Raw genomic sequence first — 24,835 nt, forward strand, 5'->3', positions numbered from 1 at the left:
GCTCAGATCTCCAGGCCGAAGGGTTTGTCGGCGCCAGTCAAAAGGGCCACGAGGTCGGCAATCAGCTGCAGCAGGAACAGGGCAAAGCCGACGGGAATTGCGAGGTAGGGGATCCAGAGCCGTACGCCCCAGACCGTGTCAGAGCGCCAGCCGCGCTCCCAAGCGAAATGCCAGTATTCGAACCCGTACCACAGCATGATCGCCATGATGCCGATGGACAGGATCGACGTGACAATGGCGAGCGTGAACCGTGCACGCGGCGGCAGCGAGATCGGGATCAGGTCAACATTCACATGTCCGCGCAGCCGTTGCACGTATGGAAGCCCCACAAGGGTTGCCGCGATCACCAGGTAGATCACCGCTTCGGTCTGCCAAACGGTCGAGCCGTTCAGCACAAAGCGGACCACGATCATCTGACAAGTGATGGCCACGGCGGCGACAATCATGGCGGCTGAGCACCAGCCTGCGAGGGTCGAGAGGGCCGCAACGGCCCGCAGGAACGTATTGTTCCCGGTGTTTGCGATCCTGGCCGAGCTTTGTCCTGCCATTCCCGCCTCCTGATATTATTGGGTGTTTGGGAGGCAGAGCGGACATGGACCCGCTCTGCCGGTTCGGTTCACTCGACAGCGAGCGCCAGATCGAGCAGCGCCTGCCCGTCCGGAACCTCATCCACGAATTTCTTGTAGGAGGTTTCCATGGCCAGCTTGCGCCAGGCTTCAAAATCATCCGCGCTCATCTGGGCGATTTCCACGCCTGCGTCGGAGAACACCTTGGCTGAGGCGGCATCCTGTTTCTTGGCTTCTTCCAGGTAGTAGGCTTCGGCCTTTTCGGCGGCGGCCAGCAGCGCGTTCTGCTGGGCTTCGCTGAGGCCGTCAAAGGTGGATTTGTTCATCAAGAGAGGCTGATACATGAACCACAGCGCCACATCGCCCGCCGGGGTGTAGCAGCTGACCTGCTCGTAGATCCGGTAAGAGACAAAGGACGAGGACGAGGTGTTCGCGGCCTGCAGAACGCCGGTCTGCATGGCATTGTAGATCTCGGACGATGCCATCGAGGCGATGGAGGCGCCAGCGCCCGCCAGCATTTGTTCGAACGACTTGCCGGCTGCGCGGGTCTGCAGCCCTTCGATATCGGCGGGGCTGGTGATACACTTGTCCTTGCCGGCAAAGCCACCGGCCAGGTAGCCATGCACCAGAACCATCACGTCGTCTTCGGCCATCTTGGCCTCAAGCGCCTCCATGAAGGGAGAGTTGCTGAGCCGCGCGGCGTGGTCGTGGTTCTTCACGAGGCCGGGCATCAGCGTCAGGTTATAGGCGGGCTGCTGACCACCGGCATAGCTGAGCGGCAGGACGGTCATGTCCAGCTGGCCCCGGCTGAGCGGCTTATACTGCTCACGCGGTTTGAACAGGGATTTCGATCCGAAGATCTTGATCTCCAGATCGACACCGGCGGCGGCGACCTCATCCGCGACGATCTGTGCCACCTGATGGCGGATGTCCTTGTTCGACCACTGATGCGACAGGCGCAGCTCGGTGGCATTGGCCAGAGCGGCCGACGACAGAAGCGCCGCGGCGGCGACCGCGGCTTTCAGCATGGTTTTCATGTTTTTCCTCCCAGAGCATCCGGTCTTTTGCGACCGGAGATGCCCAAGGGTAAGCGGCAGGTGTTTTTCAAGTCAATCATTTTGTATACAAGAATGGAAATCTTGAATTCTGACTGGTTGGATGCTACTGCGGTTTCATGGGGCAACGTCGTGCAGATACCATTGCGGAAGAGCTGGAAGAGCGGATCTTTGACGGGACGTTCTCGGACGGTGACCGGCTGGACGAAGTGCGGCTTGCGCAGCAGTTTGGGGTGTCCCGCACTCCGCTTCGCGAGGCATTTCAACGGCTTGCGCTGTCTGGCCTGGTCGAATTGATCCCACGCCGGGGCGCTTTCGTGCGCCAGCCGGGACCGGTGGAGCTGATGGAGATGTTCGAGGTCATGGCCGAACTGGAGGCAGTTTGCGGACGGCTTGCGGGCAAGCGGATCTCGGACAGGGCCCTGGCCGAGCTGAACGATGCCAATGCCAAATGCCACGCAGCACTGGAAGCGCAGAACAGCGATGCGTATTACGTGGAAAACGAGCGTTTCCACCACATTCTCTACCGCGAATCCGGCAACAGTTTCCTGCAGCAGGAAGCCTGCAAGCTGCACAAGCGGCTGAAGCCCTTTCGCCGCCAGCAACTCCGGTTCCGTGGGCGGCTGGCGCAGTCCATGGCCGAGCATGAGGCGGTCGTCGAGGCCTTGACCAATGGTGACGGCGAGGCAGCGGCCGCCGTGCTGCGCGAACATGTGGCCGTGCAGGGCGAAAAGTTCCACACCCTGATGGCCAGCCTCAGAAGCGCGGCGGAGTAATCCGGCTCCTAGTCGCGGTGATGCAGGATGCGTCCGATGGTGTTCATCAACAGCTGTGCGGCAAGGATCGAAGTGCAGCCCGTCGTGTCGTAGTCCGGCGCGACCTCCACCAGATCAAGGCCGACGATATCGCCGTGCTGAGCGAGGGCATCTATGAACTCCAATACCTCGTAGTAGAGGAACCCGCCGTGGCTGGGCGTGCCGGTTCCTGGCGCGATCGAAGGGTCAAAGGCATCGATGTCGATGGTCAGGTAATAGCGCTCTCCTTGCGGGATGCGGGCAATCAGCGCCTCGGTCCCCATCTTGCGCACATGACGGACCGACTGGATGTCCGATCCCATGGCACGGGCGGCGTCATAACCGTCCTTGGCGGTGGAAGATACATTGCGGATGCCGATCTGGGTCAGCCCGGTGACATAAGGTTTTTCGGCGGCCCGGCGCATCGGGTTGCCATGGCCATAGCGCACCCCGTGGCGTTCATCCACGAAATCGAGATGGGCGTCGATCTGCACCACATGGATTGGGTCCTGATCGTCAAAGGCATTGATGCAGGGAATATTGACCGAGTGATCGCCGCCCAAGACCACCGGCAGGGCGCCTGCCTCAAGGATCTTGCGCACGCCGTATTCGATATTGGCGTGGCTCTGCATCGTGTCAGTGTGGATGATGTCGGCATCCCCAAGATCCACGATGCTGACCTTTTCAGGGTCCAAATAGGTGACGTCATCCTCGAAATCATAGGCGCCTGCATGGCCAAAGCTGAACAGGGTCGAGGCCTCGCGAATGGCGCGCGGCCCCATGCGCGCGCCGGACCGCCACTGGGCACCAAAATCAAACGGCGCGCCAAGTACGGCGGCATCGGCATCGATGGCGTTCCAATCCTCCACGTAAGGATATTTGCCAAAGGTGCAGATGCCGACGAAGGGCAGGTTCAGCCGCCCGCTGTCATAACCGTGTTTGCTCATGCCGCGCTCCCCACTGTCTTTGCTGCCAGTAAGGGGAAGCGGCGGCCTCCGGTCAAGCGGTGGGTTGCACCGCTTCCGGGTGGGCGGCGGCAAAGGCGGGATGCTGGGCGCAGGCGTCCTCCACTGCCGATAGACGCGGCATGTCGGAGATATCCGCCTCCCAGCGGCGCGCGTTGTAGATTTGCGGCATGAGGCAGATATCGGCCAGCCCGGGGGTGTCGCCGGTGCAATAGGGGGCTTGTTCGAACCCTGCCAGCAGGGTTTCAAAGGCCTGCAGGCCGGGGCGGATGAAATGCTGCATCCAGGCCTTTGGCATATCCTCACGCCCGCCGCTCAGCCGCGTGGCGTGGCGGGCAACGGCCAGGTTGCAGACCGGATGAATGTCCACCGCGATGGATTGCGCCAGCGCCTGCGCCTGTGCGCGCTTTGCCGGGTCTTTCGGCAAAAGGTTCAGATGCCGGGTCTGATCGAGGTAGTCGAGGATCGCCAAGGATTGCGTCAGCCGCAGCCCGTCAATCTCCAACACCGGCACGAAACCCTGCGGGTTGCGCGCCAGATGTTCGGGGCTGCGTTGCTCTCCCTTCACCAGATCCACGGGGATGGACTGGTAGGCGATCCCGGCAAGGTTCAGCGCAATGCGCAGCCGGTAGCTGGCCGAAGAGCGCCAGTAATCAAAAAGAACCACATCCGTCATTTTGCCTCTCCCTGTATGAAACCGCACCCGAACGGGCCGGGTGCGGTTTGTCATTTTGTGCCCGAGGATCAGGCCTTGTTCAATTCCTTGGCGTGCAGCCAGTCCGCGTGCTGTGGGGCCTTCTTGGTCTTGGACCATTCCTCCAGCATTTCCCACTTCACCGCGTCCAGCTTTTTCAGTAGCGCGTCTTCTTCCGGGTCGGGGCAGGCGAGTTCCACACGGTGGCCATTGGGGTCGAAGAAATAGATCGAGTGGAAGATCGAATGGTCGGTAACGCCCAGCACCTCGACCCCGTTGGCCTCGAGGTGCTCTTTGAATTCGATCAGGGTCGCGCGGTCCTTCACCTTGAAGGCGATGTGCTGCACCCATTCCGGCGTGTTCAGATCGCGGCCCATCTCGGGCTTGGTGGGCAGTTCGAAAAACGCCAGAACATTGCCGTCGCCTGCATCCATGAAGACATGCATGTAAGGGTCGGGTTCATGGGTGGATGGCACGTGATCCTCGGCAATGGCCAGGACAAAGTCCATCTTCAGCATCTTGTTGTACCACTCCACCGTTTCCTTGGCGTCCTTGCAGCGGTAGGCGACGTGGTGGATTTTCTCGATTTTCACTTGCTCTCCTCCGAGGGCTGAAGCGCGGCGGCAGCCAGCGCCTGTTTCAGGATTGCGCGTTTCCCGATGTGGTTGGACAGGACCAGAACCAGCCGCGCATTGAGCGCGTCGCTCTCGGCCTTGGTGAGGCCTTCGTGGGTGGCCAGAAGATCAGCGTAGAAATCATCTGCGCCGTCGATGTTCGGGGTCAGGATCAGTTGCTCGGACATCCGTATTACTCCTTGCCCACGGCGCGGCGGATGGCGGCGCGGAACTGGTTGTCGTCATAGGTGGCGCGGCGGGCGGCCACGTGCTGGTCAGGGCGGATCAGGTAAACGCCGCTGTCGTTATCGCCAAGGTAGCGTTCCTTCAGTGCCATCGTCCTGTCGTCCTTGATGGACAGCGCCAGGCGCGTGACCTCAATACCGTCTTCCTCGATCACATCGGGCGCGTCGGCGTCGATGGTCAGCAGGGTGAACTTGTCCGCCAGTTTCGGCAGCAGGAACTCCTCCCCCAAAGGCGCATCGGGGCAGGGGGAGCCGGGGCGTGTCCGAGCGGGCCCATCCTGCAGCGCATCGGCGGAGTTGAGGTGCGAGCCGTCATAGGTGCAGGGCACCGATAGGCGGCCCGAGTTCACCAGCGGACGGGCAAATTCGTGATGTTCGCTGAGGTCCAGCACCGCATCGCGCAACACGCGGGACATTTCCGATTTCGGCGTGATGAAATCGGTGGAACGGCTGGAATTGAGGATATTCTCATCGGCGCCGTAAATGCGCTCCTGGTCGTAACTATCAAGCAGGCTTTCGGGCGCCTTGCCTTCCATCACCAATTTCAGCTTCCAGCACAGGTTGTCGGTGTCCTGCAGGCCCGAGTTTGCACCGCGCGCGCCAAAGGGCGAAACCTGATGTGCGGCATCCCCCGCAAAGATCACGCGGCCATGGCGGAATTTCTCCATGCGGCGGCACTGGAAAGTGTAGATCGACACCCATTCGAGTTCGAATTTCACATCCTCCCCCAGCATCTCCTTCAGGCGCGGGATCACATTCTCGGGGCGCTTTTCACGCTCCTTGTCGATGTCCCAGCCCAGTTGCAGGTCGATGCGCCAGACGCCGTCGGGCTGCTTGTGCAGTAGCGCCGACTGCCCCTTGTTGAAGGGCGGGTCGAACCAGAACCAGCGTTCGGTGGGGAAATCGGCATCCATGATCACATCGGCGATCAGGAAGTTGTCTTCAAAGACGCGGCCGACAAAATCCAGCCCCAGCATGGTACGGGTCGGCGAGCCTGCGCCATCGCAGGCGATCAGCCAGTCGGCTTCGATGTTGTAAGACCCTTCGGGTGTGTCGATTTCCAAGGTCACGTGATCGGGGTGGGTGCCGATGGCAGAGACCTTGTTGCGGCCGCGGATCTCAATCGGGGCGCCTTCCGCTTGCAGCTCCTTGACCCGGTTCACCAGGTATTCTTCGAAGTAGTACTGCTGCAGGTTGATGAAGGCCGGGCGCTGGTGGCCCTCTTCGGGCAGCAGGTTGAAGTCATAGACCTGACGGTCATCAAAGAAGACCTTGCCGAGGTTCCACTGTACCCCCTTGTCGACCATCGGCTGACCGCAGCCAAGGCGGTCGAGGATCTCCAGTGGGCGCTTGGCGAAACAGATCGCGCGAGAGCCAAAGCTGACCTTGTCGTTGTCATCCAGCACCACGGCCTCAACCCCCTGCTGGGCCAGATCGATGGCGGCAGCCAGGCCAACGGGGCCTGCGCCAATGATCACCACCTTGCGCCGCACCGGCGCCGGGGCGTCCTGATCCGCATGGCGTTCATACGGGTACAGGGGCACTTCAAAGATCTTGTTCATCTGGTGTCCTCCCAAATGGTGCCGATCGGCACGACTTCTCCGGTTCCCGGCCTGTATTCAGGCCGGGAGGCTATTGTCATCGTCTCATGTCTTCTCAAAGGCCGGTACGATCTGGATCAAACCGGCACATAGGTTGGATGGCGCCTGGGCCTTACCCTTGTAGGGCGTCCCACATTTCCAGATCGCGCTGTGCGGTCCAGATGCGGGGGGTGTCGATGCCGCGGGCCTCGTCATAGGCGCGGGCGACGTTGAAGGGCAGGCAGTGCTCGTAGATCGCGTAGTCCTTGAACTTCGGATCGCACTCTGCGCGCACCGCATCCCAGGCCTCTTTCAGGGTGCCGTTGCGGGCGGCCACGCGAGCGGCGGGGCGATAGGTGCTTTCCACGAAATCGCGGGTGTTCTCGATGGCGGCGTTGACCATCTCCTTGCCGACCAGCGCGTCGCCCCGACCGGGAGCAATGGCGTCCACGTCGAAGGATTTGATCGCATCGAGCGTGTCACCCCAGTCGCTGAAGTGACCGTCGCCGCAATAGCAGGCCGAGTGGTATTCCACGATGTCGCCGGTGAACATGACGTTCTGATCCGGCACATGGATCACGATGTCGCCTGCGGTATGAGCGCGGCCCAGATGCATCAGGTCAACGCGGCGGTTGCCGAGATAGACGGTCATGTCGTCGGAAAATGTGGTGGTGGGGTAGGTCAGGCCCGGAATGCTTTCGTGGCCTTCGAACAGCCGCGGGAAGCGCTGGAATTCACTGTCCCAGTCTTCTTGGCCGCGTTCCACGACCATGGCGCGGGCGGTATCGCCCATGATGATCTGCTGCGCGCCAAAGGCCGAAGCGCCCAGAACCCGGACCGCGTGATAGTGGGTCAGCGCCACATGGGTGATCGGCTTGTCGGTCACGGACCGCACGCATTCGATCACCTTGTTCGCCAGACGCGGGGTGGCCTGCGCCTCCACGATCATCACCGAGTCATCGCCGATGATCACGCCCGAGTTCGGATCACCCTCGGCAGTGAAGGCGTAAAGCCCTTCGCCCACCTCGGTGAAGCTGATCTTCTTTTCCGTCATGTCGCCTTGCGACGCGAATGCCTTTGCCATGTGTTCAGTCCTTTTGCGGTGGGCCGAAGACCGCGCATCAGGGGCCGTCTTCGGTGCCAGTGTTTCTTGAGGTTGCGCTTAGCGCTTGTAAGGGTCGTCCAGCGCGGGCAGCACCTTGCCCACACAATCGCCAAAGCCGATCATGTAGCCATCGCCCTTGGCCGCACCCTTCAGGGTCAGCGTGTCGCCATCTGCGATGAAGGAACGTTCCTCGCCCGTCTTCAGCGTCAGCGGCTCCTTCCCGCCCCAGCTGAGTTCCAAGAGCGAGCCGCGGCTTTCCTTGGTCTCGCCCGAGATGGTGCCGGAGCCCAAGAGATCCCCTGCATTCATCGGGCAGCCCGAGGTGGTGTGATGGGCCAGCTGCTGCGCGGCGGAGTAGTACATCTCTTTGTAGTTGGTGCGCGCAATGGTGGTTGCGTCCTTGCCTTCGGGCGCCATGGTCACCTCCAGATCGATGTCATAAAGCATCGGCCCGCAGTCCTTGAGGTGGTCCAGCAGCTCCACCTCGCGCTCGGGCGTATCGCAGCGGAAGGGCTCCAGCGCAGCCTTGGTCACGATCCAGGGGCTGATGGTTGTCGCGGTCGCCTTGGCTTGGAAGGGGCCAAGTGGCTGGTATTCCCAGGCCTGGATATCACGCGCGGACCAGTCATTGAGCAGAACGTAGCCAAAGATATTGGCATCGGCCTCGGCCACGGTGATCGGGCCTTCGGAAGGGGTGCCGACGATGGCGCCCATTTCCAGCTCGATGTCGAAACGCGCGCAGGGTGCCCAGCGGGGGGCGTCGTCATTCGGCCCTTTCAGCTGGCCCCAGGGGCGGCGCACATCGGTGCCGGATACAACAACGGACGACGCGCGGCCATTGTAGCCGATCGGAATGTGCAGCCAGTTTGGCGGCAGCGCGTTCTCCGGGCCGCGGAACATGGTGCCGACGTTGAAGGCGTGGTTCTTGCCCGCATAGAAATCGGTGTATTCGCTGACCATCATCGGCATGTGCAGCTCGGCGTCCTTCATCGGCACCAGAAGCGGCTCGACCTTGGCCTGTTCGGCGGACCCTGCGGACAGAAGCGCAATCAGACGTTCGCGCAGGGCGGCCCAGACGGCGGGGCCTTCTTCCATCAGGTCGTTCCAGAAGGGGACCTCGAACAGGGCGTAGTCGGTCAGATCGATGAGGCCCGCCTCTTCGGCGGCTTGCATATCAAGGATCATGTCACCAATGGCGACGCCGCAGCGGGGATCTTCTTCTCCAACCGAGAAGACGCCATAGGGCAGGTTGTTCAGCGGAAAGGGTGTGTCGGCGGAATTGGCCGAGGCGACCCAGGATTTCAAAAGGGGCATGGTGTCTCCCAAAACGTTATGTGCAGGCGCCGGGGATGCCCCGGCGCTGAAAACGGCTATGGCAACAGGCTTACTTCAGGCCCGGCGTGCCGTCGAATTTCTTTTCGATGTCGGACCAGCAGTCGATGTAATCGTCCTGCAAGGGGGCTTCCTTGGCGGCGAACTCGGTCAGGTGCTGCGGGAAGCGGGTTTCGAACATGAAGGACATAGTGTTTTCCAGCTTCTCCGGGCCGAGGTTGGAGTTCGACGCGCCCTCAAAGGCGTTCTTGTCCGGTCCGTGCGGCAGCATCATGTTGTGCAAGGACATGCCGCCGGGGATGAAGCCTTGGGGTTTGGCATCATACTGGCCGTAGATGTTGCCCATCAGCTCGGACATGATGTTCTTGTGGTACCAGGGCGGGCGGAAGGTGTTCTCGGCCACCATCCAGCGTTCGCGGAACAGCACGAAATCGATATTCGCGGTGCCCGGCTGGCCCGACGGCGCGGTCAGCACGGTGAAGATCGAGGGATCCGGGTGATCGAACAGGATCGCGCCGACCGGGCAATAGGTGCGCAGGTCGTATTTCACCGGCGCGTAGTTGCCGTGCCAGGCGACCACGTCCAGCGGCGAATGGCCGATCTTGGTCTCATGGAACTGGCCGCACCATTTGATGGTCACGGTGGAGGGCACCTCGCGGTCCTCGAATGCCGCTACCGGTGCCTTGAAGTCGCGCGGGTTGGCCATGCAGTTGGCGCCGATGGGGCCGCGGCCCGGCAGTTCGAACTTCTGACCGTAGTTTTCGCAGACAAAGCCGCGTGCGGGGCCTTCAAGAACCTCGACCCGATACAGCAGGCCGCGCGGCAGGATGGCGATCTCTTTCGGCTCCAGATCGATGATGCCCAGTTCGGTGCAGAAGCGCAGGCGGCCTTCTTGCGGGACGACCAGCAGTTCACTGTCGGCCGAGAAGAAATAGCTGTCCTTCATCGACTCGGTCACGAGGTACACATGGCTCGCCATGCCGACCTGGGTGTTCACATCGCCCGCCGTGGTCATGGTGCGCATACCCGTCAGCCAGGTCAGCGGCTCGCCGCTGTGGGCCACCGGATCCCAGCGGTACTGACCCAGAGAGGTCACATCGGGATCGACGCAGGGCGCGGATTTCCAGTAGGGCAGGTCGATCTTCTCATAGCGGTGGGAATGCTTCACCGAGGGGCGAATGCGGTAGCACCAGGTGCGCTCGGGGCGTTCGGCGGTAAAGGCGGTGCCGCTCAGCTGTTCGCCATAAAGACCGTAATTGCATTTCTGCGGGCTGTTCATGCCCTGGGGCAGGGCGCCGGGCAGGGCCTCGGTTTCATAGTCATTGCCAAAGCCGGGCATATAACCTTCATGCGCCCCGGCAAGCGACGGGGCCTGGATCATTTCATGCGGATGTGCAGGACGATTCATGGCGCGTTCCTCCTTTTCTGCTTGCCGGGGTAATAGTTGTTTTTGTAACTAACAAGAGCAAGGAGACCTAAATGCCGGAAAAAGATGATTTCGTTTTGCAGGATTTCCTGCCCTTCCTGTTGAACCGCGCGGCCGAGGAAAGCTCGCTCGCCTTCCAGTCCTACTACAAGAACCGCTACGGGATGCTGCGCAACGAATGGCGGGTGCTGTTTCACCTTGGCACCTATGGCACCATGACGGCCAAGGACATCGGTCTGCGTGCCAAGATCCACAAGACCAAGATCAGCCGCGCCGTGGCCAAGCTGACTGAGCGGCGGTTCATCACCCGCAGCCGGGATGAGAACGACCGTCGGTCCGAGCACCTTCAGTTGACCCCAGCGGGCGAGGCAGCCTATCGCGACTTGCGTGGTCAGGCGGCAAGCTACGACAAGCAACTGGCCGGCCGGTTCTCGGCCGACGAAGAAAAGGCTCTGCGGCGCATGCTGCGCCAATTGGCCGGGATCGAGCCATAGACATTTGCCGGCGGCGCGCTCAAATGACAGCCACAGGCGCCTCTGCGCACAACCCAAGGAATGCCCAATGCAACAGCCAGACCCACGCGCCTTTGCCCTGATTAACTGGTTAGCTGAAAACGGGCTCTGCAGTCGGGACAGAGAGGCCTTTTTGCAGGCTTTTTGCGAGGAAATGGTGGCAACCGGGCTGCCGCTGATGCGCATGCATCTGGCACAGCGGGCGTTTCACCCTCAGTTCGGGGGGATCGGATTCAGCTGGACCCGTGGGGCCGGGATGTCGAAGGAGCACTACGAGCACAGGGAGGTTCCGCGCGATATCTGGCTGCAAAGCCCGCTCTTTCATCTTCTGGCCCAGGATCTGGAGGAGTTCCGCTCGGATCTGAACCAGCACGACCGGGAGAGGTTCCCGATGCTTCAGGATCTGTTGGAACGGGGCGGGACCGACTATTTCGCGCTCGGCCTTCGCTTTACCGAAGTGGAAGGTCCAATGGATCCCCATCATCCGTCCGAAGGTGTTCTGATCTCCTGGACAGCAGATTGTCCGGGGGGCTTCAGTGAGGAGGACCTGAACCTTCTGCGTGCAGTGTCAAACCATATGGGGCTTGCGCTGAAATCCATGTCCAATCAACAGATGGCTCGCGATCTGCTGCAGGTCTATCTGGGGCGGGACGCGGGCCGCCGGGTGTTGTCCGGAGAGATCCAGCGCGGGTCATCCGACAAGATCAACGCGGTGATCTGTCTGTTTGATCTCAAGGGTTTCACCAGTCTGGCCGAACAGATGCCGGGACCGGAGGTCATTGACATGCTGAACGACTATTTCGGCCTTGCCGTTGGCATCATCCAGTCCCATGGCGGCAATATACTGAAATTCATGGGAGACGGGATGTTGACGATGTTCAACCTCGGCTCGCTTGAAACAGACGCCAAGGCGGCTCTCGATGCCGCCAGGGAACTGCGCCAGAAAATGCGAACCCGAAACCGTGAGCGGGCGGAGGCTGGCCTGCCCGCACCGGATTTTACTCTGGCGCTACATGCAGGCGACATTCTTTATGGCAATATCGGATCGGCTAACCGGCTCGACTTCACCGTGATCGGCCCGACAGTGAACCAGACCGCCCGGATCGCCGGTTTGGACCATTCCGTCGGGCAAAGCGTGATACTGTCCGAGGATGTGCAGCGGGCGGGTGCAGGGGCAGGGCACGACCTCGTTTCGCTGGGTCGCTACATGCTGCGCAGTGTGCCGGAGCCTATCGAGTTGTTTACGATCTACGAGCCCGCCACAGAGGCGAGCTAACAGGGCTATGCCTGCGGCTCAGATGCTGACCTCGACGCCGGGCAGGTTCAGCTCTTTCATCATGTCGCGCAGCTCCTGGCGGGCGGCGATGTTCGAGATATTGAGCTGTTTGACGCCAATATCCTTGAGGTCCAGAAGGGTTAGGCCTCGCGGGAACAATTCGCGAAAGATCACCCGCTCGGAAAACCCGGGCGCAATGCGGAAACCGATGCGTTTGGACAGCATCTTGATGGCGCGTTCCATCTTTTCCTTGTTGACCATTCGCTGGGTGCCGACGCGGTTGCGGATCACGATCCAGTCGATGGGTTTCAGGCCGGCCTGGGCGCGCAGCTGGCGTGCGTTCCAGACCATTTCCGAGTAGACCGACGGCCCGGTGATCTTTTCGCCCTTTTCATCGGTGTGGGCCAGAAGGTCGAAATCCACGAAACTGTCATTGAGCGGCGTGATCAGCGTATCGGCCAGCGAATGAGCCACCTGGCTGAGCCGGGTATGAGAGCCGGGACAGTCAATCAGGATGAAATCATTGTCCGGCTCCAGGCTGGAGACCGCGGCAGACAGGCGGTGATCATAAATGTTTTCGCCCGGTTGCAGGCTGTCGGGATCAATGTCAGGCAGCTCGTGCAGCTCGACGATGGGCAGCTCCAGCCCTTCCTGCTTGATGAAGGCCTTGCGGTTTTCCAGGTAGCGCCCCATCGAACGTTGCCGCAGGTCCAGATCCAGCGCGGAGACCTTGTGGCCCATGCGGGCCAGGGCGGTTGCCACATGCATGGAGACGGTGGATTTGCCTGCACCGCCCTTTTCGTTACCGACGACAATGATATGCGCCATTCAGTGATCCCTCTGGTTCCGAGCGCGCGCTTTGCGCGATTTTTGCGGACTATAGACAGTGCCCGAATCAATGAAAAGCGCAGAACAGCCCGAATTAGAGCCTGTTTGCAGGCTGCCCGGCGCGGTGCCGAACCTTGCATGCCAGGGGTAAGTGGAGGCCTGTTCTCTGGCTGAGCCCAATGATCTGTCGCTCGATGGGGCCGTCGTGATGATGCTTCACGAACATGCTTTGCCCGGCAGTGACCATGCGCGTCACGTTCTGGCGTGCGGTTCTGCGCCTAGATATCTAGTTGGTCCAGCTTTTCAAAAGCCGTTGTCAGATAGCTTTCATAGGGAAGCCAGTCAGGTGTGGACCGGTGATAAATCGGTTTTCGGGCCTGCTGTGAAGACGCCGTTCGGATGGCACTCTTCTGATTTTCAGGATGCAGACAATCCTCGGACCACTCCAGCTTGCAAAAATCCACTAGCGGGCGGATGTTCTTTTCCGGCTCCCTGGTGAGCTGATCGTAATCCACGCGGTAGATCTGATCGGGGAACAGCGTCATCCAGTGCTGCATCAGGTCATCGGCCAAGGTCTGATACCGGATGATGTCATCCATGTCATAGATGAAGCCGTTGCCGCTACCCTGCAAGCCCACTTTGTAAAGCGACCAGGCCATGTCACGGGCCGGCCGTGTGGTGTAGACAATACGTGCTTCCGGAAAGGCGGCAAGAAGACCGCCGACCCAGCGGAAATTCAGTGGCATCTTGTCGATCACGACGGGTGCTTCGTCGGCATGAGACTGCATCGCCTTCCCCAGAGCATCGCGCAGCGCCTGTGCATGAGCTTCGGTGAACTCTGACTGTCCTTCTGTCTGCATCTGTTTCAGCAGATTGAACATGGCGGTTGTGGGGTATTGCAGCTCTCCCGCGCCGGTCACACCGGGGGCGCCGCAGAGGATGCGTTCCGTCACGGTTGATCCCGAGCGCGGCAGGCCGACGATGAAGATCGGTCGAAACGGGAGGTCCGATGACGCGACCGGGGTTGGCCGGGCAAAGATTTTTTTCAGATAGGAAAAGAGCTCTTCCTCGTTCTCGACCGAGTATCCGATCATCTTTTTCTTGAGGCTGTTGCCGCGCTCCAGTTGCGTGAATGCAGCCTCATACTGCTTTGCGTCATTTAGCGCTTTGTGCAGTGCAAAACGCAATTCGATTTCCGCAGCGGTGCCGAGGCTGGCCTCCTCGAGCAGCCGTAGCATGGACTTCAGATGTGGATGATCGGCATCATAGTCGATCAGGTTGGACAGGGCGCGGTGCGCAGGCGTCAGGGTGGGGGAAATTTCAACGGCTTGTTCGAGGTGTCCCCGTGCCGTCTCCTTGTCTCCCTCCGCCGATGCAATGAGGCCGAGATTGTAGTGTGCCTGGGCTCCGGCCTCTGCGGTGCTGGTGACGGCCTCGTGGCAGGCCTTGGCTTCGTCAAGCTTTCCAAGGTTGCGCAGGCATTGCCCAAGCATGTTCAGCAGCTCGTCAGAGACCTGCCCCCTTTCAACCACAGAGGAGAGCACCTGAACGGCCTCCATATGGTGCCCCTGTGCGTCAAGGGACATGGCAAGGGTCTGGGCCATCCGTGCGTTGTTCGGCTCCAGCGTAACCGCCTGGCTCAGATGTTTGGTCGCCTCTTCCAGCGCAAAAAGATGATAGAGCGCGGCGCCGACGTTGAAATGGGCGATAGCCGTGCCGCCCCCGACCTTGAGGCTGCGTTTGAAGAAGCCAAGGGCGTTTTTGTAATCACCCAGTGCCTGAAGGCAGGCGCCCTGCAGATCCAGCAGCGGAACAAGATCCGGCGCCCGGCGGGCGAGGCGTCGCGCCGCATCTAGGGCCGCGGCGATTTTCCCGCTTTGGTACAAGGTAACAACTGCGTTCACTTCCGCCTGGCTGACGGGTTTTGAGCCTCGCCCGGGGCGAGGGATGCCTTGTCGGTGGGGAGCGCTTCCCCGGCGGCTGGGTGAAGATAACATACAAGGCTTCCATCATGAGTTTACGCAATTTCGTCCCTATTATGATGAAAATACCCTACCAAAAGGCAAATGTGCCAAAACCACACTTGCTGCGCTTGCTGCAACGGCGGGCTGAAACAAAAAAGCCGCCCCCAAAGGAGCGGCTTTTCCAAGCGGTGAAAGCGGAGCTTAGAAGCCCAGACCTTCGTATTTCTTCTTGAACTTGGAGACGCGGCCACCGGCGTCCATCAGACGGGTCGAACCGCCGGTCCACGCGGGGTGCGCAGAAGGATCGATATCCAGCGCGAGCTGGTCGCCTTCCTTGCCCCAGGTGGAGCGCATCTTGACGATGGTGCCATCGGTCATCTTGACGTCGATGAAGTGGTAATCGGGATGGGTGTCGGCTTTCATGATACCACTCCTTACGCTTTGGCTTTGTAGTTTGCGTCTTCGGCGATACGGGCAGATTTGCCGCGGCGCGAACGCAGGTAGTACAGCTTGGAACGACGCACGCGGCCACGGCGCACGACGGTGATGCTGTCGATATTGGTCGAATGCAGCGGGAACACACGCTCCACGCCTTCGCCAAAGGAAATCTTGCGGACGGTGAAGGAACCGGCGATGCCCGAACCGTTCTTGCGGCTGATGCAGACGCCCTCGTAGTTCTGAACACGGCTACGCGAGCCTTCGGTCACTTTGTAGCCGACGCGGATGGTGTCACCGGCTTTGAAATCGGGGATATCTTTCCCCAAGGCGGCGATCTGTTCCGCCTCCAGCTGTGCGATCAGGTCCATCTGATCATCTCCTATTTATGCTCGTGGTTTTGTCCACGAAGTTGTGCGCGAATATGAGAGCTCTTGGTCTTCACCGGGTCCCGCAGATGCAGCCCGCCAGAGATCACACCGATCGTTCCTTGTTCTTGCCTCTTGCGCTCCTGGGGTTTGGGTCGAAGAAGACCCGCCAGATAGGTTGCGCCAAAAGACAAACAGCCCGGAGCCGCAAAAGCGAATCCAGACCGGCGCTGTTTATGCCGGGGCGGCCCATGAATCAAGGGCAATCGCGCGTGGAGTGACTTTTGGCGGAGGGGCTGCCCTGCGGCGGCGATTTCAGCCAGTTGACTGGGGGAGTGGGCGTGTGACAGTCAGCTTGAGCAATTATGAGGAGAATATTGTGAAAAAATCAGTTGTTGCCCTTATCGCCACCTTGGTTGCGCTGTCGGCTTGTGGACCGAGCCAATCCCCAGAGCAGCGCGCGGAAATTCGGGAGAACAAAGCGAAGAACGCTGCGATCTGGAAAATGCGGGATACCGTTGCGATGAATGGCAAAACCTACGAAATTGCCGTTGCCCCGGACCGCACCTTTGCCTTTGTTTCGCCGGCGCGCTCGGATTTTGCCTACTCCCCGGTCGAGGTCGAAGCGGTTGCCCGTGCCCAGACAGGCTGCAAGGCAACGTTCGGTGCAGGTATTCTGGCCTACCTGGGCGGGTATTCGGAAGCGGCGGACCTGCGCCCCATTCAGGCAAAGGTTTCTGGCTTTAACTACTGGCGTGCCGACCTTTCATGCTGAGGAAGCTCATCCTCGCCTGCGGCGTGGTGGCCGCCTTGCCGGTCTTGGTGGCCTGCACCGCAGCGACGGTGTCGCAAAACCCGGTGGCAGAGGTGATGGAGCGTCCCAATCGCTTCACCGCCTATCCGCAGCCGGGAACGACCTACCTCAGCTTTTCGCAGGCGCATGGCTTTCAGGTCAACTACATCGGCAATGGCCGGGCCTGGCTTTGGTATCCGGGCAATTCCGGCGTGGTGCCAGAGGAGTGGAAAACGGATACGATCGGCGGCACGCCTGCGATGTGCTGGCGTCATCCGTCGGGCTTCTACAACCCGGTGACGAAACAGACGGGCGGCGGCTATGCCTGCCAAAGCCTGGTCCTGTCGCAAAAGACCATCGTGGCGAGCCTGCAAGGCGACCCATTTAATCTGCGATCAGGGGCTGTCCCCTACCGGCTCAACCGCTGTACAGCCCCCGAAGCCTTTGTCTTTGACCGGAGCAGGTTTGGCTGCAACTAGGCGGAAAAGGCTTTGCACCAAGATAAACATCCGCGGCCCGGTTGGGCGCCGCGGATGCTGAAGCTTAATTAATGACCCTGACGATCAGGCGGTCTGATCGTCCACGGCGGCGTCCGGCGCGTTCTTCTTCACAGACTCGATGCCATTGTCGCGGCCCGAGGCACTGGTGTAGCTCTGCGAGGTGCCGATGACCTGGCCATTGGTGGCTTTCAGGTTGAACATGAATTTCCCGGCAGAGGTTTCCTTGCGCTCGTAGCGGGCATCCTCAGAGGCGTTCTTCTTCACAGACGCGATGCCGTTTTCGGCGCTGGCCTTCTGCTTGTAGCCTTCGCTGGCCAGGATGTTCTCGCCATTGCCCGCCTTCAGGCGAAAGCGGAATTCGCCAGCCTTATCTTCGTAGAGTTCAAATTTTCCAGCCACCCTATGACCTCCTGTCATCATAAAAACTCAAGAAAGAGATAAACACGGCTTTGCCATCACGGCAACGGCTTCCATTGGGGAAAAGATGCACCGCGATATCACGGGCGATAACTGGGGATCAGCTTGCATCCTTGGTGCGGTTGTAGCTTTCCCACAGATCGGGGCGGCGGGCCTTGGTGATCTCTTCGCTCATCTGGTGGCGCCACTCGGCGATCTTGCCGTGATGGCCGGACATCAGAACCTCGGGAATTTCGTGGCCCTTCCATTCGGCGGGGCGGGTGTATTGCGGATGTTCCAGCAGACCCGAGGAGAAACTCTCCTCCTCGGTCGAGGCTTGGTTCCCTAGCACGCCAGGGATCAGCCGCACGGTGGCATCGATCAGCGCCTGGGCGGCGATCTCTCCACCGGTCATGACGAAATCGCCGAGGCTGACCTCTTGGATGCCATAATGCTCCAGCACCCGTTCATCTACGCCCTCGAAACGGCCACACAGAAGCGTCATGCCATCGCAGCGCGCCAGATTCTGCATCATCTTCTGATCCATGCGTCGTCCGCGTGGCGACAGGTAGATCAGCGGCCAGTTGCCCCGCATGCCCTCCATCGCGTGTTCGATCGCATTGCCGAGCACATCGGGGCGCAAGACCATGCCTGCACCTCCCCCCGCGGGGGTGTCATCCACGTTGCGATGCTTGCCGACGCCGAACTGGCGCAGATCAATGGTCTCAAGCTGCCAAAGGCCTTCTTGCAGGGCTTTGCCGGTCAGGCTTTCGCCCAGCACGCCGGGAAAAGCGGTTGGGAACAGCGTCAGGATCTTCACTTTCCATACGCCCGCCAGATCCGGCGTCGGCGTCATCAGCTCGCGCGGTTTCAGGGTCGGGCGGATCGCCTTGCGGCCATGGGATTTGGCCGGAGCGGAGGGTTTGTCGGTCATAGCGGACTGCCGTCAGAGGAAAGATGCCAAGGTCCTATAGCGCCGATACCTCAGGTTTGAAACCTCGGAGCGATCAACTGCGCTGGAGACGGTTCAGAACAACCCTTCGGGTGGGTCAGCGATGATGCGGCCCTGCTCAAGGTCCACCGTGGGGACGACGGCCAGGGTGAAGGGCAAAAGCACGGTTGTCTTCATGCCCGGCCCGTGTAGCTCCAAAAGGTCAGAGGCGCCATGGTTCTGCACCGATTTCACCCGACCGAGCAACGCCCCGCCAGCGTCATAGACCTCAAGCCCGATCAGGTCGGCATGGTAGTATTCGTCATCCGGCAGGCTTGGCAGGCGGTCGCGCGGTGCAAAGAGCCGCAGGCCCTTCAGCGCATCGGCGTCCTCCTTGGTCTCAACGCCGCCCAGGCGCGCAGTGAAGCCGTTCTTGATGGCGGAGGTCAGCATCACCGAGTAGGTCTGACTGCCGTCTTCGGTGCTGAGCGGGCCATAGGTTTCGATGTCTTCCGGAATGGCGCAAAAACTTTTCAGGCGCACCTCGCCGCGCACCCCGAAGGCACCGGCCACCGCGCCGACGCAGATCAGATCGCTCATGGCAAAATCCTGTATGACTGTTGATCGCTGGCCGAATTCATTCCACAGTATCTGGGCCATAGTGTCTTTGATGACAAGATCTAGTTTCGGGCTGGCAACTGGTGGGATATGGCAGCGGTCCGATTACCATGGCGACGTTTTTTATGAATACCTTTTCCCGTGCCCCGGCTCCCACCGTGCAAGAGGTTTGCAATGCAGATTGCCGTTTCGGTGCTGCCCCATCTTGATTTGGCCTATATTCAGTATCGCGGGAGCTTCTCCGTTTCCGATCTACCTCGTGTTGCAGAAGCTCTCAACGGTATCGAAGGCTACTCTGATATGGGGTCCACCTTTGACGACATGAGCCTTGTGACCGACATGGATGTCCGTTTCGCGGATCTCAGTAACGTGGCTCGCCTCACGTCCGAACGGCTCGGAAACGAGGAAAGAACCCTGCGATCGGCGATCTGGGCACCTACGGATCTTAGTTTTGGTCTTGCGCGCATGTATCAGACCGCGTCAGCCATGCGTGGAAATCTTGAGGTAGAAGTCAGCGCGGATCAGAGGGCCTGCCTGGCATGGCTCGGGCTGGAGGCGGCATCGATTGAGGAGCTTCTGAGCGGCGTCAGGGTCGTTGTTGTACCAGAACAGGCCTAACGCGGTTCGATCAACAGAGCGCTCGCGCGGCGCTCCCAGCCTTTCTGTTCCAGTTCCGGCGTGTCATCCTCGGTAACTTCCGGATGGCCGATGCAGAAATATCCGATCAGCTGCCAGCTTTCTGGGGCGTTCAGATCCCGGTTCAGCTGCACGGGGTCCAGCACGGAAACCCAGCCCAACCCCAGCCCTTCGGCGCGCAAGGCTAGCCAGAACAGCGTGATGGCCGAGACCACGGAATAGCGGCGCATCTCGGGCATGGTGCCCGCGCCAAGGCCGCTTCCCTTGGGGGTGGTGTCGTCGCAGTAGACCGCCATCTGCACGGGTGCTTCGCGCATGCCCGACAGTTTGAGCCCGGCATAGCGTTCAGCCTGCGGACCCGAATAGCCCTTCAGCGCTTCGGCATTTGCTTGTTGAAAATTTTGCAAAGCCGCAGCTCGGGCGTTTTCGCTTTGAATGCGCAAAATACGCCAGGGCTCGCTCAGGCCCACCGAGGGGGCCATCGAGAAAGCAGAAAGGCAGCGCGCAAGCACTGCCTCATCCACTGGGTCAGTGCGGAAGCGGCGCACATCACGCCGCAATCGCATCAACCGGTCCAATTCGCTGCGGAAGCCTTCGGGAAAAGCGCCCTCGTTGCCGGTATCCCGCAGCGTCATGGTCTTATTCCGCGTCTGCGGGCGCTTCTGCTTCGTCAGCAGCTTCGGCAGCCTTGGCGGCTTTTTCTTCAGCGCGTTCCTGGGCTTTCTTGCCGGGCTGGGCTTTCTGCGGGTTGTTGCGCTCTTTCTTTTCCAGAACGCCAGCGGCTTCCAGCATGCGGGACACGCGGTCGGTGGGCTGGGCGCCCTTGTCGAGCCATGCCTTGATCGCGTCGACGTCCATTTTCACGCGCTCTTCGCTGTCTTTCGGCAGCAGCGGGTTGTAGGTGCCGAGCTTCTCGATGAAGCGGCCGTCACGGGGCATGCGGCTGTCAGCAGCCACGATGCGGTAGAAGGGACGCTTTTTCGAGCCGCCGCGGGCCAGACGGATTTTCATTGCCATGGGTTCAGTCTCCTTTGATGGCGTTGACCGGGACGGACCCGGTTATTTCATTCAGTTTCGTGCTCCAGGGGATCGGGGAGGATCATTCCTGGTGTTTCTTGTGGTGGCGAATGACCTCATCAATGATGAAGTTCAAGAACGCCTTGGCGAATTCAGGGTCCAGATCTGCCTGTTTCGCCAGGTCTTCGAGCCGTGCGATCTGCTTTGCCTCGCGGGCCGGATCGGACGGGGGAAGGTCGTGCTGGGCTTTCAGCTTGCCCACCGCCTGAGTGTGCTTGAAGCGTTCGCCAAGGGTGTAGACAAGAATAGCGTCCAGCCGGTCGATGCTTTCGCGGTGCCCTTTCAGCACTTCGGCGGCGCGGGCCACATCATCGCGTGTCGTATCAGTCAATGGCCCATCCTTTCGGTTTGAACAGCGGGTCGGCGTAGTGGCTGATTTCCATCTCGATCCCATGCGCAAGCTGGCTGCCCTTTAGCGCTTCGGGCGAAGGGTGCCGGTAGACCGCATCGCTACCGTCGATGGTCTCGGCGTCATTATCTTTCTTGGCGCCAAGACGTTCCGCCAGACGGATGGAATCGAGGTTCTTGGGGTCGATGTAGCTGACCGCCCCGTCCCAGCCCAATTCGTCGTAGAAGTATCGACGCGCGGCGCTGGTGGCCTCCAATGCGTAGCCCTTGCCGGCCTTGTCGGGCCAGATGATCCAAGCAATCTCACGCTCGGGCCAGCCCGCGGGTTTCCAGCCGCCGGCCATGCCGTAGGTCTCATCCGTGATTTTATCGTGGATCATCCACATGCCAAAGCCGCGGATCTGCCAATGCCCCATTTCAGCGGCATAAAGCATCCAGGCCTCGTAAGTATTTAGCGGCCCGCCCATGAAGCGTGAGCGATAGGACGAAAAGGTCGCCTTGAAATCCGGGTAGTCCTCGGCTTCGGGGCCGCGCAGGATCAGGCGCTTGGTCTCGATGGTGGGGATGGAGGAGGCGGGCATTATGCATAGGCCTCCATACCACCGTCCGATACCTCTGCCGGAGACAGGTGCCGCCACAGCTCAAGCGTGCCAAAGCGGGGATGCGTGTAATCCTCACCGCGCTGCGCGCCAAGACGTTTTGCTACCGCGCGGGAGGCGTGGTTTTCCGGATGCACCAGGCTGATCGCGGTCTCCCAGCCCAGAACGTCATAGGCATAGGAGCGCGCGGCAATGGCCGCCTCGGTCGCGTAACCCTTGCCGCCAAAGCCTTCGAACAGATCCCAGCCGATTTCCGGCTCGGGCCAGCCATGAGGGTTCCAGAGACCGATATTGCCTGCCAGCTTGCCGGAGGATTTCTCATCCACGCTCCAGCGGCCATAGCCCAGCATCTGCCAATGGCCGATCTCGCAGGCCAGGTGCCGCCAGACCTGCTCGGGCTTCATCTGCCCACCCACGTAGGTTGCGCGATCGGAGGCGTAGAAGTCGCACATAGTGTCGAAATCCGACAGCGCAGGGGCGCGCAGTATCAGGCGTTCGGTCTCGATGATGGGGATGGTCACGGTCATGGGCTGTTACTTCTTCTTCCCAAAACCAGACAGGCCACCGGGCAGACCGCCCATGCCACCCAGTCCCGGCAGGCCGCCGGGCAGACCGCCCTTGCCGCCAAGCGCCTTGGCCGCGGCCTCCATCGCCTTGGGGTCAAGCTGGCTGGGGTCCATGCCGCCGGGCAGGCCGCCCGCCATTTCGGGCATACCTCCGCCTTTGCTGAACATGCCTTTCATGGCCTGTTTGAGCATCTTGCCTTTGCCCATCTTGCCCATCTTCTTCATCACATCCGCCATCTGGCGGTGCATCTTCAGAAGCTTGTTGAGGTCCGAAACCTCCATGCCAGAGCCTGCCGCGATGCGTTTTTTGCGCGACGCCTGCAGCAATGCGGGGTTGGCGCGTTCCTTCTTGGTCATCGACTGGATCATGGCGATCTGGCGCTTGAGCACCTTGTCGTCCATGCCGGAATCTTCGACCTGTTTGGCCATCTTGGCCATACCGGGCATCATCGACATCATGCCCTGCATGCCGCCCATCTGGAGCATCTGTTCAAGCTGCATCTTCAGGTCATTCATATTGAAATGACCCTTCATCATGCGCTTCATCATCTTTTCGGCCTGTTCGGCCTCGATGGTTTCCTGCGCCTTCTCGACCAGGGCCACGATGTCGCCCATGCCGAGGATACGGCCCGCGATCCGGTCCGGCTCGAAGGTCTCGATGGCATCCATCTTTTCGCCAAGGCCGACAAAGCGGATCGGCTTGCCGGTGACCGCGCGCATCGACAGCGCCGCACCGCCGCGCCCGTCGCCGTCCATCCGGGTGAGGACCACGCCCGAGATTCCGATCTTGGCGTCGAATTCCTCTGCGACCTCGACCGCCACCTGACCGGTCAGACCGTCGACCACCAGCAGGGTTTCCCGCGGGGAAACCACATCGCGCACGTCTTCGACTTCCTGCATGAGGACTTCGTCGATTTGCAGACGGCCTGCGGTATCGAGCATGTAGACATCATAACCGCCAAGAGCCGCCTGCTGCTTGGCGCGCTTGGCGATGTCGACGGGTTTCTGGCCGGGCACGATTGGCAGGGTGTCGACACCGATCTGGGTGCCCAGCACGGCTAGCTGATCCATCGCCGCCGGGCGATAGACGTCGAGCGAGGCCATCAGGACCTTTTTGCCCTCTTTTTCCTTCAGCCGCTTGGCCAGCTTACCGGTGGTGGTGGTCTTACCCGAGCCCTGCAGGCCGACCATCAGGATCGGCGCGGGCGGGTTGTCGATCTTGAGCGTACCCGGATCGCCTTCACCGCGCAGGGTGTCGACCAGCGCATCGTGCACAATCTTGACGACCTGCTGGCCGGGGGTGACCGATTTGGTTACGGCCTGACCGGTGGCCTGGTCCTGCACCTTTTTGACGAAGTCGCGCGCCACGGGCAGTGAAACGTCTGCTTCCAGCAGGGCGACGCGCACCTCGCGCAGGGCGGTCTTGACGTCTTCCTCGGACAGGGCGCCTTGTTTGGTCAGCCGGTCAAATACACCGGAAAGGCGTTCGGATAGATTTTCAAACATGCCTTGCGGCCTCCTTTGAGCCGGTTTCGGTTTCCTGCCCCACATGTAGGGACCATGACGCCCATGCACAAATGCCCCCACGGGCGTAACACGCTGGTGGAGGGCGATCCCCGGCAATGGGCGGGGACCGGAAGACATGATGCTCCCGGAATTTGGATGCGGGCTATCCTGTTCCTACCCGCGAGTCAAGCTTGGCAAGAGCAGGGCGGCAGGGTCGGTGCCTTTTTGACGGACAAGGTTAGAGAAAAGGCTGCCGTTTGGGTGAAAATATCTGGCAATGCGCGCTCAGCGCCCCAAACTCACTCTGACAGGGCGGCGGTTTGCAGTGGGGATGAAGAATTGACCAGCGTTTTGATTCTTGGCAGCGCGCCTTATGCGGTGCAAGCGGCAGACTGGCCGCGTGAGGCTTTTGATCATGTGGTCGTGATCAACAATGCCTGGCGCATCCGGTCCGACTGGAGTCACTTGATCTATCCGGAAGACTTTCCCGAAGACAGGCGCCCGACCAAGATCCGGCCGGACCAGTATGTCGTCACCGCCGAGGACTACGTGCCCGCGCAAAACGCCTATGGCGGGTTTGTCTACGCGGGGGGAACCATGGCCTTTACCGCAGGCTACTGGGCGCTGCACGCGCTAAACCCAAGCCGCCTGTGCTATTTCGGCTGTGACATGGTCTATCCGGCAGCAGGGCAGACGCATTTTTACGGGACAGGTACAGCGGATCCGCTGCGGGATGATGTGACGCTGGCAAACCTTCCGGCCAAGGCGCGCCGACTGGAGTATTTCGCGGCCCGTCAGGAATGCGCCATGGTCAATCTCAGCACCAAAGAGAGTGTCTTGCCATATCAGCGACGCACTCTGGACAGTGTGTCCACCGCTCAAGCGTCAGAGTTCTGCCAAGCGGATGTTGCAGAGGCATTGGCTCAGGAAGAGGCGCTTGGCTATCTTGTCCCATCGGGCCGCTACTGGACTGAAATGGACCGTTTTGACGCAGGAGCCATCGCGCGGGTGGATGCCGCATGGTTGCGCTGTTTCGAGCCTGAACTTGCCATGGTCGGAAGCTGATCCTGCGAATTTCACCCGATCCGGGCAGAACCGCATTGCCG

The 24,835-nt window shown here is 60.6% G+C and carries 30 protein-coding genes; 7 read left to right on the plus strand and 23 right to left on the minus strand.

All coding sequences use genetic code 11. From position 1 onward, the window contains the following. Positions 1-2: 2 nt before the first annotated feature. Together INS80_RS08640 and dctP are read right to left on the minus strand one after the other, a co-directional pair. On the minus strand, positions 3-548 hold the full coding sequence (locus INS80_RS08640; RefSeq protein WP_192965242.1) for a TRAP transporter small permease: 546 nt from the start codon (positions 546-548) through the stop codon (positions 3-5). Positions 549-616: 68 nt separating this feature from the next. Then, complete coding sequence (dctP, locus tag INS80_RS08645) at positions 617-1,603, minus strand: TRAP transporter substrate-binding protein DctP (protein ID WP_192965243.1); 987 nt, start codon at positions 1,601-1,603, stop codon at positions 617-619. 137 nt (positions 1,604-1,740) lie between these two features. Between dctP and INS80_RS08650 the strand changes: the two genes are divergently transcribed. After that, positions 1,741-2,397, plus strand: a complete 657-nt coding sequence (locus INS80_RS08650) for a GntR family transcriptional regulator (RefSeq protein WP_192965244.1) — start codon at positions 1,741-1,743, stop codon at positions 2,395-2,397. 8 nt (positions 2,398-2,405) lie between these two features. On the opposite strand, the gene speB is transcribed toward INS80_RS08650, so the two are convergent. The 8 genes from speB to hmgA all read right to left on the minus strand — a co-directional run bounded on the left by speB (position 2,406) and on the right by hmgA (position 10,358). Then, positions 2,406-3,362: an agmatinase gene (gene speB / locus INS80_RS08655; RefSeq protein WP_192965245.1), complete on the minus strand. Its 957-nt coding sequence runs from the start codon at positions 3,360-3,362 to the stop codon at positions 2,406-2,408. Between the two features lie 52 nt (positions 3,363-3,414). After that, the gene (gene maiA / locus INS80_RS08660) at positions 3,415-4,056 is read right to left on the minus strand and encodes a maleylacetoacetate isomerase (protein WP_192965246.1); all 642 of its coding nucleotides are present in this window, start codon (positions 4,054-4,056) and stop codon (positions 3,415-3,417) included. 68 nt (positions 4,057-4,124) lie between these two features. Then, entirely contained in the window at positions 4,125-4,667 is a 543-nt protein-coding gene (locus INS80_RS08665; RefSeq protein WP_192965247.1) for a VOC family protein, read from the minus strand. Beyond that, positions 4,664-4,876 (minus strand): DUF2783 domain-containing protein, encoded by a 213-nt coding sequence (locus tag INS80_RS08670; protein WP_192965248.1) that lies wholly within the window; start codon positions 4,874-4,876, stop codon positions 4,664-4,666. Before INS80_RS08670 ends, INS80_RS08665 begins: the two co-directional genes overlap by 4 nt. A gap of 5 nt (positions 4,877-4,881) precedes the next feature. Next, complete coding sequence (locus INS80_RS08675) at positions 4,882-6,495, minus strand: FAD-dependent oxidoreductase (protein ID WP_192965249.1); 1,614 nt, start codon at positions 6,493-6,495, stop codon at positions 4,882-4,884. Between the two features lie 151 nt (positions 6,496-6,646). Next, positions 6,647-7,597 carry an MBL fold metallo-hydrolase gene (locus INS80_RS08680; RefSeq protein WP_192965250.1) on the minus strand — a complete coding sequence of 317 codons (951 nt, stop codon included), beginning with the start codon at positions 7,595-7,597 and terminating at the stop codon, positions 6,647-6,649. A 78-nt stretch (positions 7,598-7,675) separates the two neighbouring features. Beyond that, positions 7,676-8,932 (minus strand): fumarylacetoacetase, encoded by a 1,257-nt coding sequence (fahA, locus tag INS80_RS08685; RefSeq protein ID WP_192965251.1) that lies wholly within the window; start codon positions 8,930-8,932, stop codon positions 7,676-7,678. 70 nt (positions 8,933-9,002) lie between these two features. Next, positions 9,003-10,358, minus strand: a complete 1,356-nt coding sequence (gene hmgA, locus INS80_RS08690; RefSeq protein ID WP_192965252.1) for a homogentisate 1,2-dioxygenase — start codon at positions 10,356-10,358, stop codon at positions 9,003-9,005. A gap of 71 nt (positions 10,359-10,429) precedes the next feature. Here hmgA and INS80_RS08695 point away from each other — a divergent pair, with 71 nt between their 5' ends. Together INS80_RS08695 and INS80_RS08700 are read left to right on the plus strand one after the other, a co-directional pair. Next, positions 10,430-10,870, plus strand: coding sequence for a MarR family winged helix-turn-helix transcriptional regulator (locus INS80_RS08695; protein WP_192965253.1), 441 nt, complete (start codon positions 10,430-10,432; stop codon positions 10,868-10,870). A gap of 67 nt (positions 10,871-10,937) precedes the next feature. Continuing rightward, positions 10,938-12,164 (plus strand): adenylate/guanylate cyclase domain-containing protein, encoded by a 1,227-nt coding sequence (locus INS80_RS08700; protein ID WP_192965254.1) that lies wholly within the window; start codon positions 10,938-10,940, stop codon positions 12,162-12,164. Positions 12,165-12,182: 18 nt separating this feature from the next. On the opposite strand, the gene INS80_RS08705 is transcribed toward INS80_RS08700, so the two are convergent. From INS80_RS08705 to rplS, 4 genes are all read right to left on the minus strand, one after another. Continuing rightward, positions 12,183-12,992, minus strand: a complete 810-nt coding sequence (locus INS80_RS08705) for a division plane positioning ATPase MipZ (RefSeq protein WP_192965255.1) — start codon at positions 12,990-12,992, stop codon at positions 12,183-12,185. A gap of 278 nt (positions 12,993-13,270) precedes the next feature. Continuing rightward, a complete protein-coding gene (locus INS80_RS08710; RefSeq protein ID WP_192965256.1) occupies positions 13,271-14,896 on the minus strand; it encodes a tetratricopeptide repeat-containing sulfotransferase family protein in 1,626 nt (541 codons plus the stop codon). Positions 14,897-15,157: 261 nt separating this feature from the next. Beyond that, positions 15,158-15,379 carry a 50S ribosomal protein L31 gene (gene rpmE, locus INS80_RS08715; RefSeq protein ID WP_192965257.1) on the minus strand — a complete coding sequence of 74 codons (222 nt, stop codon included), beginning with the start codon at positions 15,377-15,379 and terminating at the stop codon, positions 15,158-15,160. 11 nt (positions 15,380-15,390) lie between these two features. After that, complete coding sequence (rplS, locus tag INS80_RS08720; protein WP_192965258.1) at positions 15,391-15,762, minus strand: 50S ribosomal protein L19; 372 nt, start codon at positions 15,760-15,762, stop codon at positions 15,391-15,393. Positions 15,763-16,138: 376 nt separating this feature from the next. On the opposite strand from rplS, the gene INS80_RS08725 reads away from it, so the two are divergent. Further along, complete coding sequence (locus INS80_RS08725) at positions 16,139-16,534, plus strand: hypothetical protein (protein WP_192965259.1); 396 nt, start codon at positions 16,139-16,141, stop codon at positions 16,532-16,534. Further along, positions 16,528-17,031 carry a hypothetical protein gene (locus INS80_RS08730; protein ID WP_192965260.1) on the plus strand — a complete coding sequence of 168 codons (504 nt, stop codon included), beginning with the start codon at positions 16,528-16,530 and terminating at the stop codon, positions 17,029-17,031. Before INS80_RS08725 ends, INS80_RS08730 begins: the two co-directional genes overlap by 7 nt. An 84-nt stretch (positions 17,032-17,115) precedes the next feature. On the opposite strand, the gene INS80_RS08735 is transcribed toward INS80_RS08730, so the two are convergent. The 3 genes from INS80_RS08735 to rimM all read right to left on the minus strand — a co-directional run bounded on the left by INS80_RS08735 (position 17,116) and on the right by rimM (position 18,979). Beyond that, entirely contained in the window at positions 17,116-17,451 is a 336-nt protein-coding gene (locus INS80_RS08735) for a YegP family protein (RefSeq protein ID WP_192965261.1), read from the minus strand. 118 nt (positions 17,452-17,569) lie between these two features. Further along, positions 17,570-18,382, minus strand: a complete 813-nt coding sequence (gene trmD, locus INS80_RS08740; RefSeq protein WP_192965262.1) for a tRNA (guanosine(37)-N1)-methyltransferase TrmD — start codon at positions 18,380-18,382, stop codon at positions 17,570-17,572. A 93-nt stretch (positions 18,383-18,475) separates the two neighbouring features. Beyond that, complete coding sequence (rimM, locus tag INS80_RS08745) at positions 18,476-18,979, minus strand: ribosome maturation factor RimM (protein ID WP_192965263.1); 504 nt, start codon at positions 18,977-18,979, stop codon at positions 18,476-18,478. Between the two features lie 192 nt (positions 18,980-19,171). Here rimM and INS80_RS08750 point away from each other — a divergent pair, with 192 nt between their 5' ends. Further along, a complete protein-coding gene (locus tag INS80_RS08750) occupies positions 19,172-19,615 on the plus strand; it encodes a hypothetical protein (RefSeq protein WP_192965264.1) in 444 nt (147 codons plus the stop codon). Here the strand turns inward: INS80_RS08750 and bluB are convergent. The 6 genes from bluB to ffh all read right to left on the minus strand — a co-directional run bounded on the left by bluB (position 19,612) and on the right by ffh (position 23,729). Continuing rightward, on the minus strand, positions 19,612-20,268 hold the full coding sequence (gene bluB / locus INS80_RS08755; RefSeq protein ID WP_192965265.1) for a 5,6-dimethylbenzimidazole synthase: 657 nt from the start codon (positions 20,266-20,268) through the stop codon (positions 19,612-19,614). The two genes, INS80_RS08750 and bluB, sit on opposite strands and share 4 nt — an antisense overlap. A 4-nt stretch (positions 20,269-20,272) precedes the next feature. Continuing rightward, complete coding sequence (rpsP, locus tag INS80_RS08760; protein ID WP_192965266.1) at positions 20,273-20,650, minus strand: 30S ribosomal protein S16; 378 nt, start codon at positions 20,648-20,650, stop codon at positions 20,273-20,275. 82 nt (positions 20,651-20,732) lie between these two features. Then, entirely contained in the window at positions 20,733-21,041 is a 309-nt protein-coding gene (locus INS80_RS08765) for a chorismate mutase (protein WP_192965267.1), read from the minus strand. Beyond that, positions 21,034-21,639, minus strand: coding sequence for a GNAT family N-acetyltransferase (locus tag INS80_RS08770; RefSeq protein ID WP_192965268.1), 606 nt, complete (start codon positions 21,637-21,639; stop codon positions 21,034-21,036). The genes INS80_RS08765 and INS80_RS08770 overlap by 8 nt, the downstream gene beginning before the upstream one ends. Continuing rightward, positions 21,639-22,184, minus strand: coding sequence for a GNAT family N-acetyltransferase (locus tag INS80_RS08775; RefSeq protein ID WP_192965269.1), 546 nt, complete (start codon positions 22,182-22,184; stop codon positions 21,639-21,641). The genes INS80_RS08770 and INS80_RS08775 overlap by 1 nt, the downstream gene beginning before the upstream one ends. A gap of 6 nt (positions 22,185-22,190) precedes the next feature. Further along, entirely contained in the window at positions 22,191-23,729 is a 1,539-nt protein-coding gene (gene ffh, locus INS80_RS08780) for a signal recognition particle protein (protein WP_192965270.1), read from the minus strand. 339 nt (positions 23,730-24,068) lie between these two features. On the opposite strand from ffh, the gene INS80_RS08785 reads away from it, so the two are divergent. Next, positions 24,069-24,794 (plus strand): hypothetical protein, encoded by a 726-nt coding sequence (locus INS80_RS08785; RefSeq protein ID WP_192965271.1) that lies wholly within the window; start codon positions 24,069-24,071, stop codon positions 24,792-24,794. Positions 24,795-24,835: the final 41 nt, after the last annotated feature.

Source organism: Phycobacter azelaicus (genome assembly GCF_014884385.1).
GTDB lineage: Bacteria > Pseudomonadota > Alphaproteobacteria > Rhodobacterales > Rhodobacteraceae > Phycobacter > Phycobacter azelaicus.

Bases quoted from the DNA above. Each gene is read 5' to 3' on its own strand.
- INS80_RS08705 (WP_192965255.1), bottom strand. From the start codon at position 12,992: ATGGCGCATATCATTGTCGTCGGTAACGAAAAGGGCGGTGCAGGCAAA.
- INS80_RS08770 (WP_192965268.1), bottom strand. From the start codon at position 21,639: ATGCCCGCCTCCTCCATCCCCACCATCGAGACCAAGCGCCTGATCCTG.
- INS80_RS08675 (WP_192965249.1), bottom strand. From the start codon at position 6,495: ATGAACAAGATCTTTGAAGTGCCCCTGTACCCGTATGAACGCCATGCG.
- hmgA (WP_192965252.1), bottom strand. From the start codon at position 10,358: ATGAATCGTCCTGCACATCCGCATGAAATGATCCAGGCCCCGTCGCTT.
- maiA (WP_192965246.1), bottom strand. From the start codon at position 4,056: ATGACGGATGTGGTTCTTTTTGATTACTGGCGCTCTTCGGCCAGCTAC.
- INS80_RS08750 (WP_192965264.1), top strand. From the start codon at position 19,172: ATGCAGATTGCCGTTTCGGTGCTGCCCCATCTTGATTTGGCCTATATT.
- speB (WP_192965245.1), bottom strand. From the start codon at position 3,362: ATGAGCAAACACGGTTATGACAGCGGGCGGCTGAACCTGCCCTTCGTC.
- rpsP (WP_192965266.1), bottom strand. From the start codon at position 20,650: ATGGCAATGAAAATCCGTCTGGCCCGCGGCGGCTCGAAAAAGCGTCCC.
- rimM (WP_192965263.1), bottom strand. From the start codon at position 18,979: ATGAGCGATCTGATCTGCGTCGGCGCGGTGGCCGGTGCCTTCGGGGTG.
- ffh (WP_192965270.1), bottom strand. From the start codon at position 23,729: ATGTTTGAAAATCTATCCGAACGCCTTTCCGGTGTATTTGACCGGCTG.
- INS80_RS08730 (WP_192965260.1), top strand. From the start codon at position 16,528: ATGCTGAGGAAGCTCATCCTCGCCTGCGGCGTGGTGGCCGCCTTGCCG.
- INS80_RS08680 (WP_192965250.1), bottom strand. From the start codon at position 7,597: ATGGCAAAGGCATTCGCGTCGCAAGGCGACATGACGGAAAAGAAGATC.
- INS80_RS08670 (WP_192965248.1), bottom strand. From the start codon at position 4,876: ATGTCCGAGCAACTGATCCTGACCCCGAACATCGACGGCGCAGATGAT.
- rpmE (WP_192965257.1), bottom strand. From the start codon at position 15,379: ATGAAAGCCGACACCCATCCCGATTACCACTTCATCGACGTCAAGATG.
- INS80_RS08640 (WP_192965242.1), bottom strand. From the start codon at position 548: ATGGCAGGACAAAGCTCGGCCAGGATCGCAAACACCGGGAACAATACG.
- bluB (WP_192965265.1), bottom strand. From the start codon at position 20,268: ATGACGCTGCGGGATACCGGCAACGAGGGCGCTTTTCCCGAAGGCTTC.
- trmD (WP_192965262.1), bottom strand. From the start codon at position 18,382: ATGACCGACAAACCCTCCGCTCCGGCCAAATCCCATGGCCGCAAGGCG.
- rplS (WP_192965258.1), bottom strand. From the start codon at position 15,762: ATGGACCTGATCGCACAGCTGGAGGCGGAACAGATCGCCGCCTTGGGG.
- dctP (WP_192965243.1), bottom strand. From the start codon at position 1,603: ATGAAAACCATGCTGAAAGCCGCGGTCGCCGCCGCGGCGCTTCTGTCG.
- INS80_RS08700 (WP_192965254.1), top strand. From the start codon at position 10,938: ATGCAACAGCCAGACCCACGCGCCTTTGCCCTGATTAACTGGTTAGCT.
- INS80_RS08775 (WP_192965269.1), bottom strand. From the start codon at position 22,184: ATGACCGTGACCATCCCCATCATCGAGACCGAACGCCTGATACTGCGC.
- fahA (WP_192965251.1), bottom strand. From the start codon at position 8,932: ATGCCCCTTTTGAAATCCTGGGTCGCCTCGGCCAATTCCGCCGACACA.
- INS80_RS08650 (WP_192965244.1), top strand. From the start codon at position 1,741: ATGGGGCAACGTCGTGCAGATACCATTGCGGAAGAGCTGGAAGAGCGG.
- INS80_RS08695 (WP_192965253.1), top strand. From the start codon at position 10,430: ATGCCGGAAAAAGATGATTTCGTTTTGCAGGATTTCCTGCCCTTCCTG.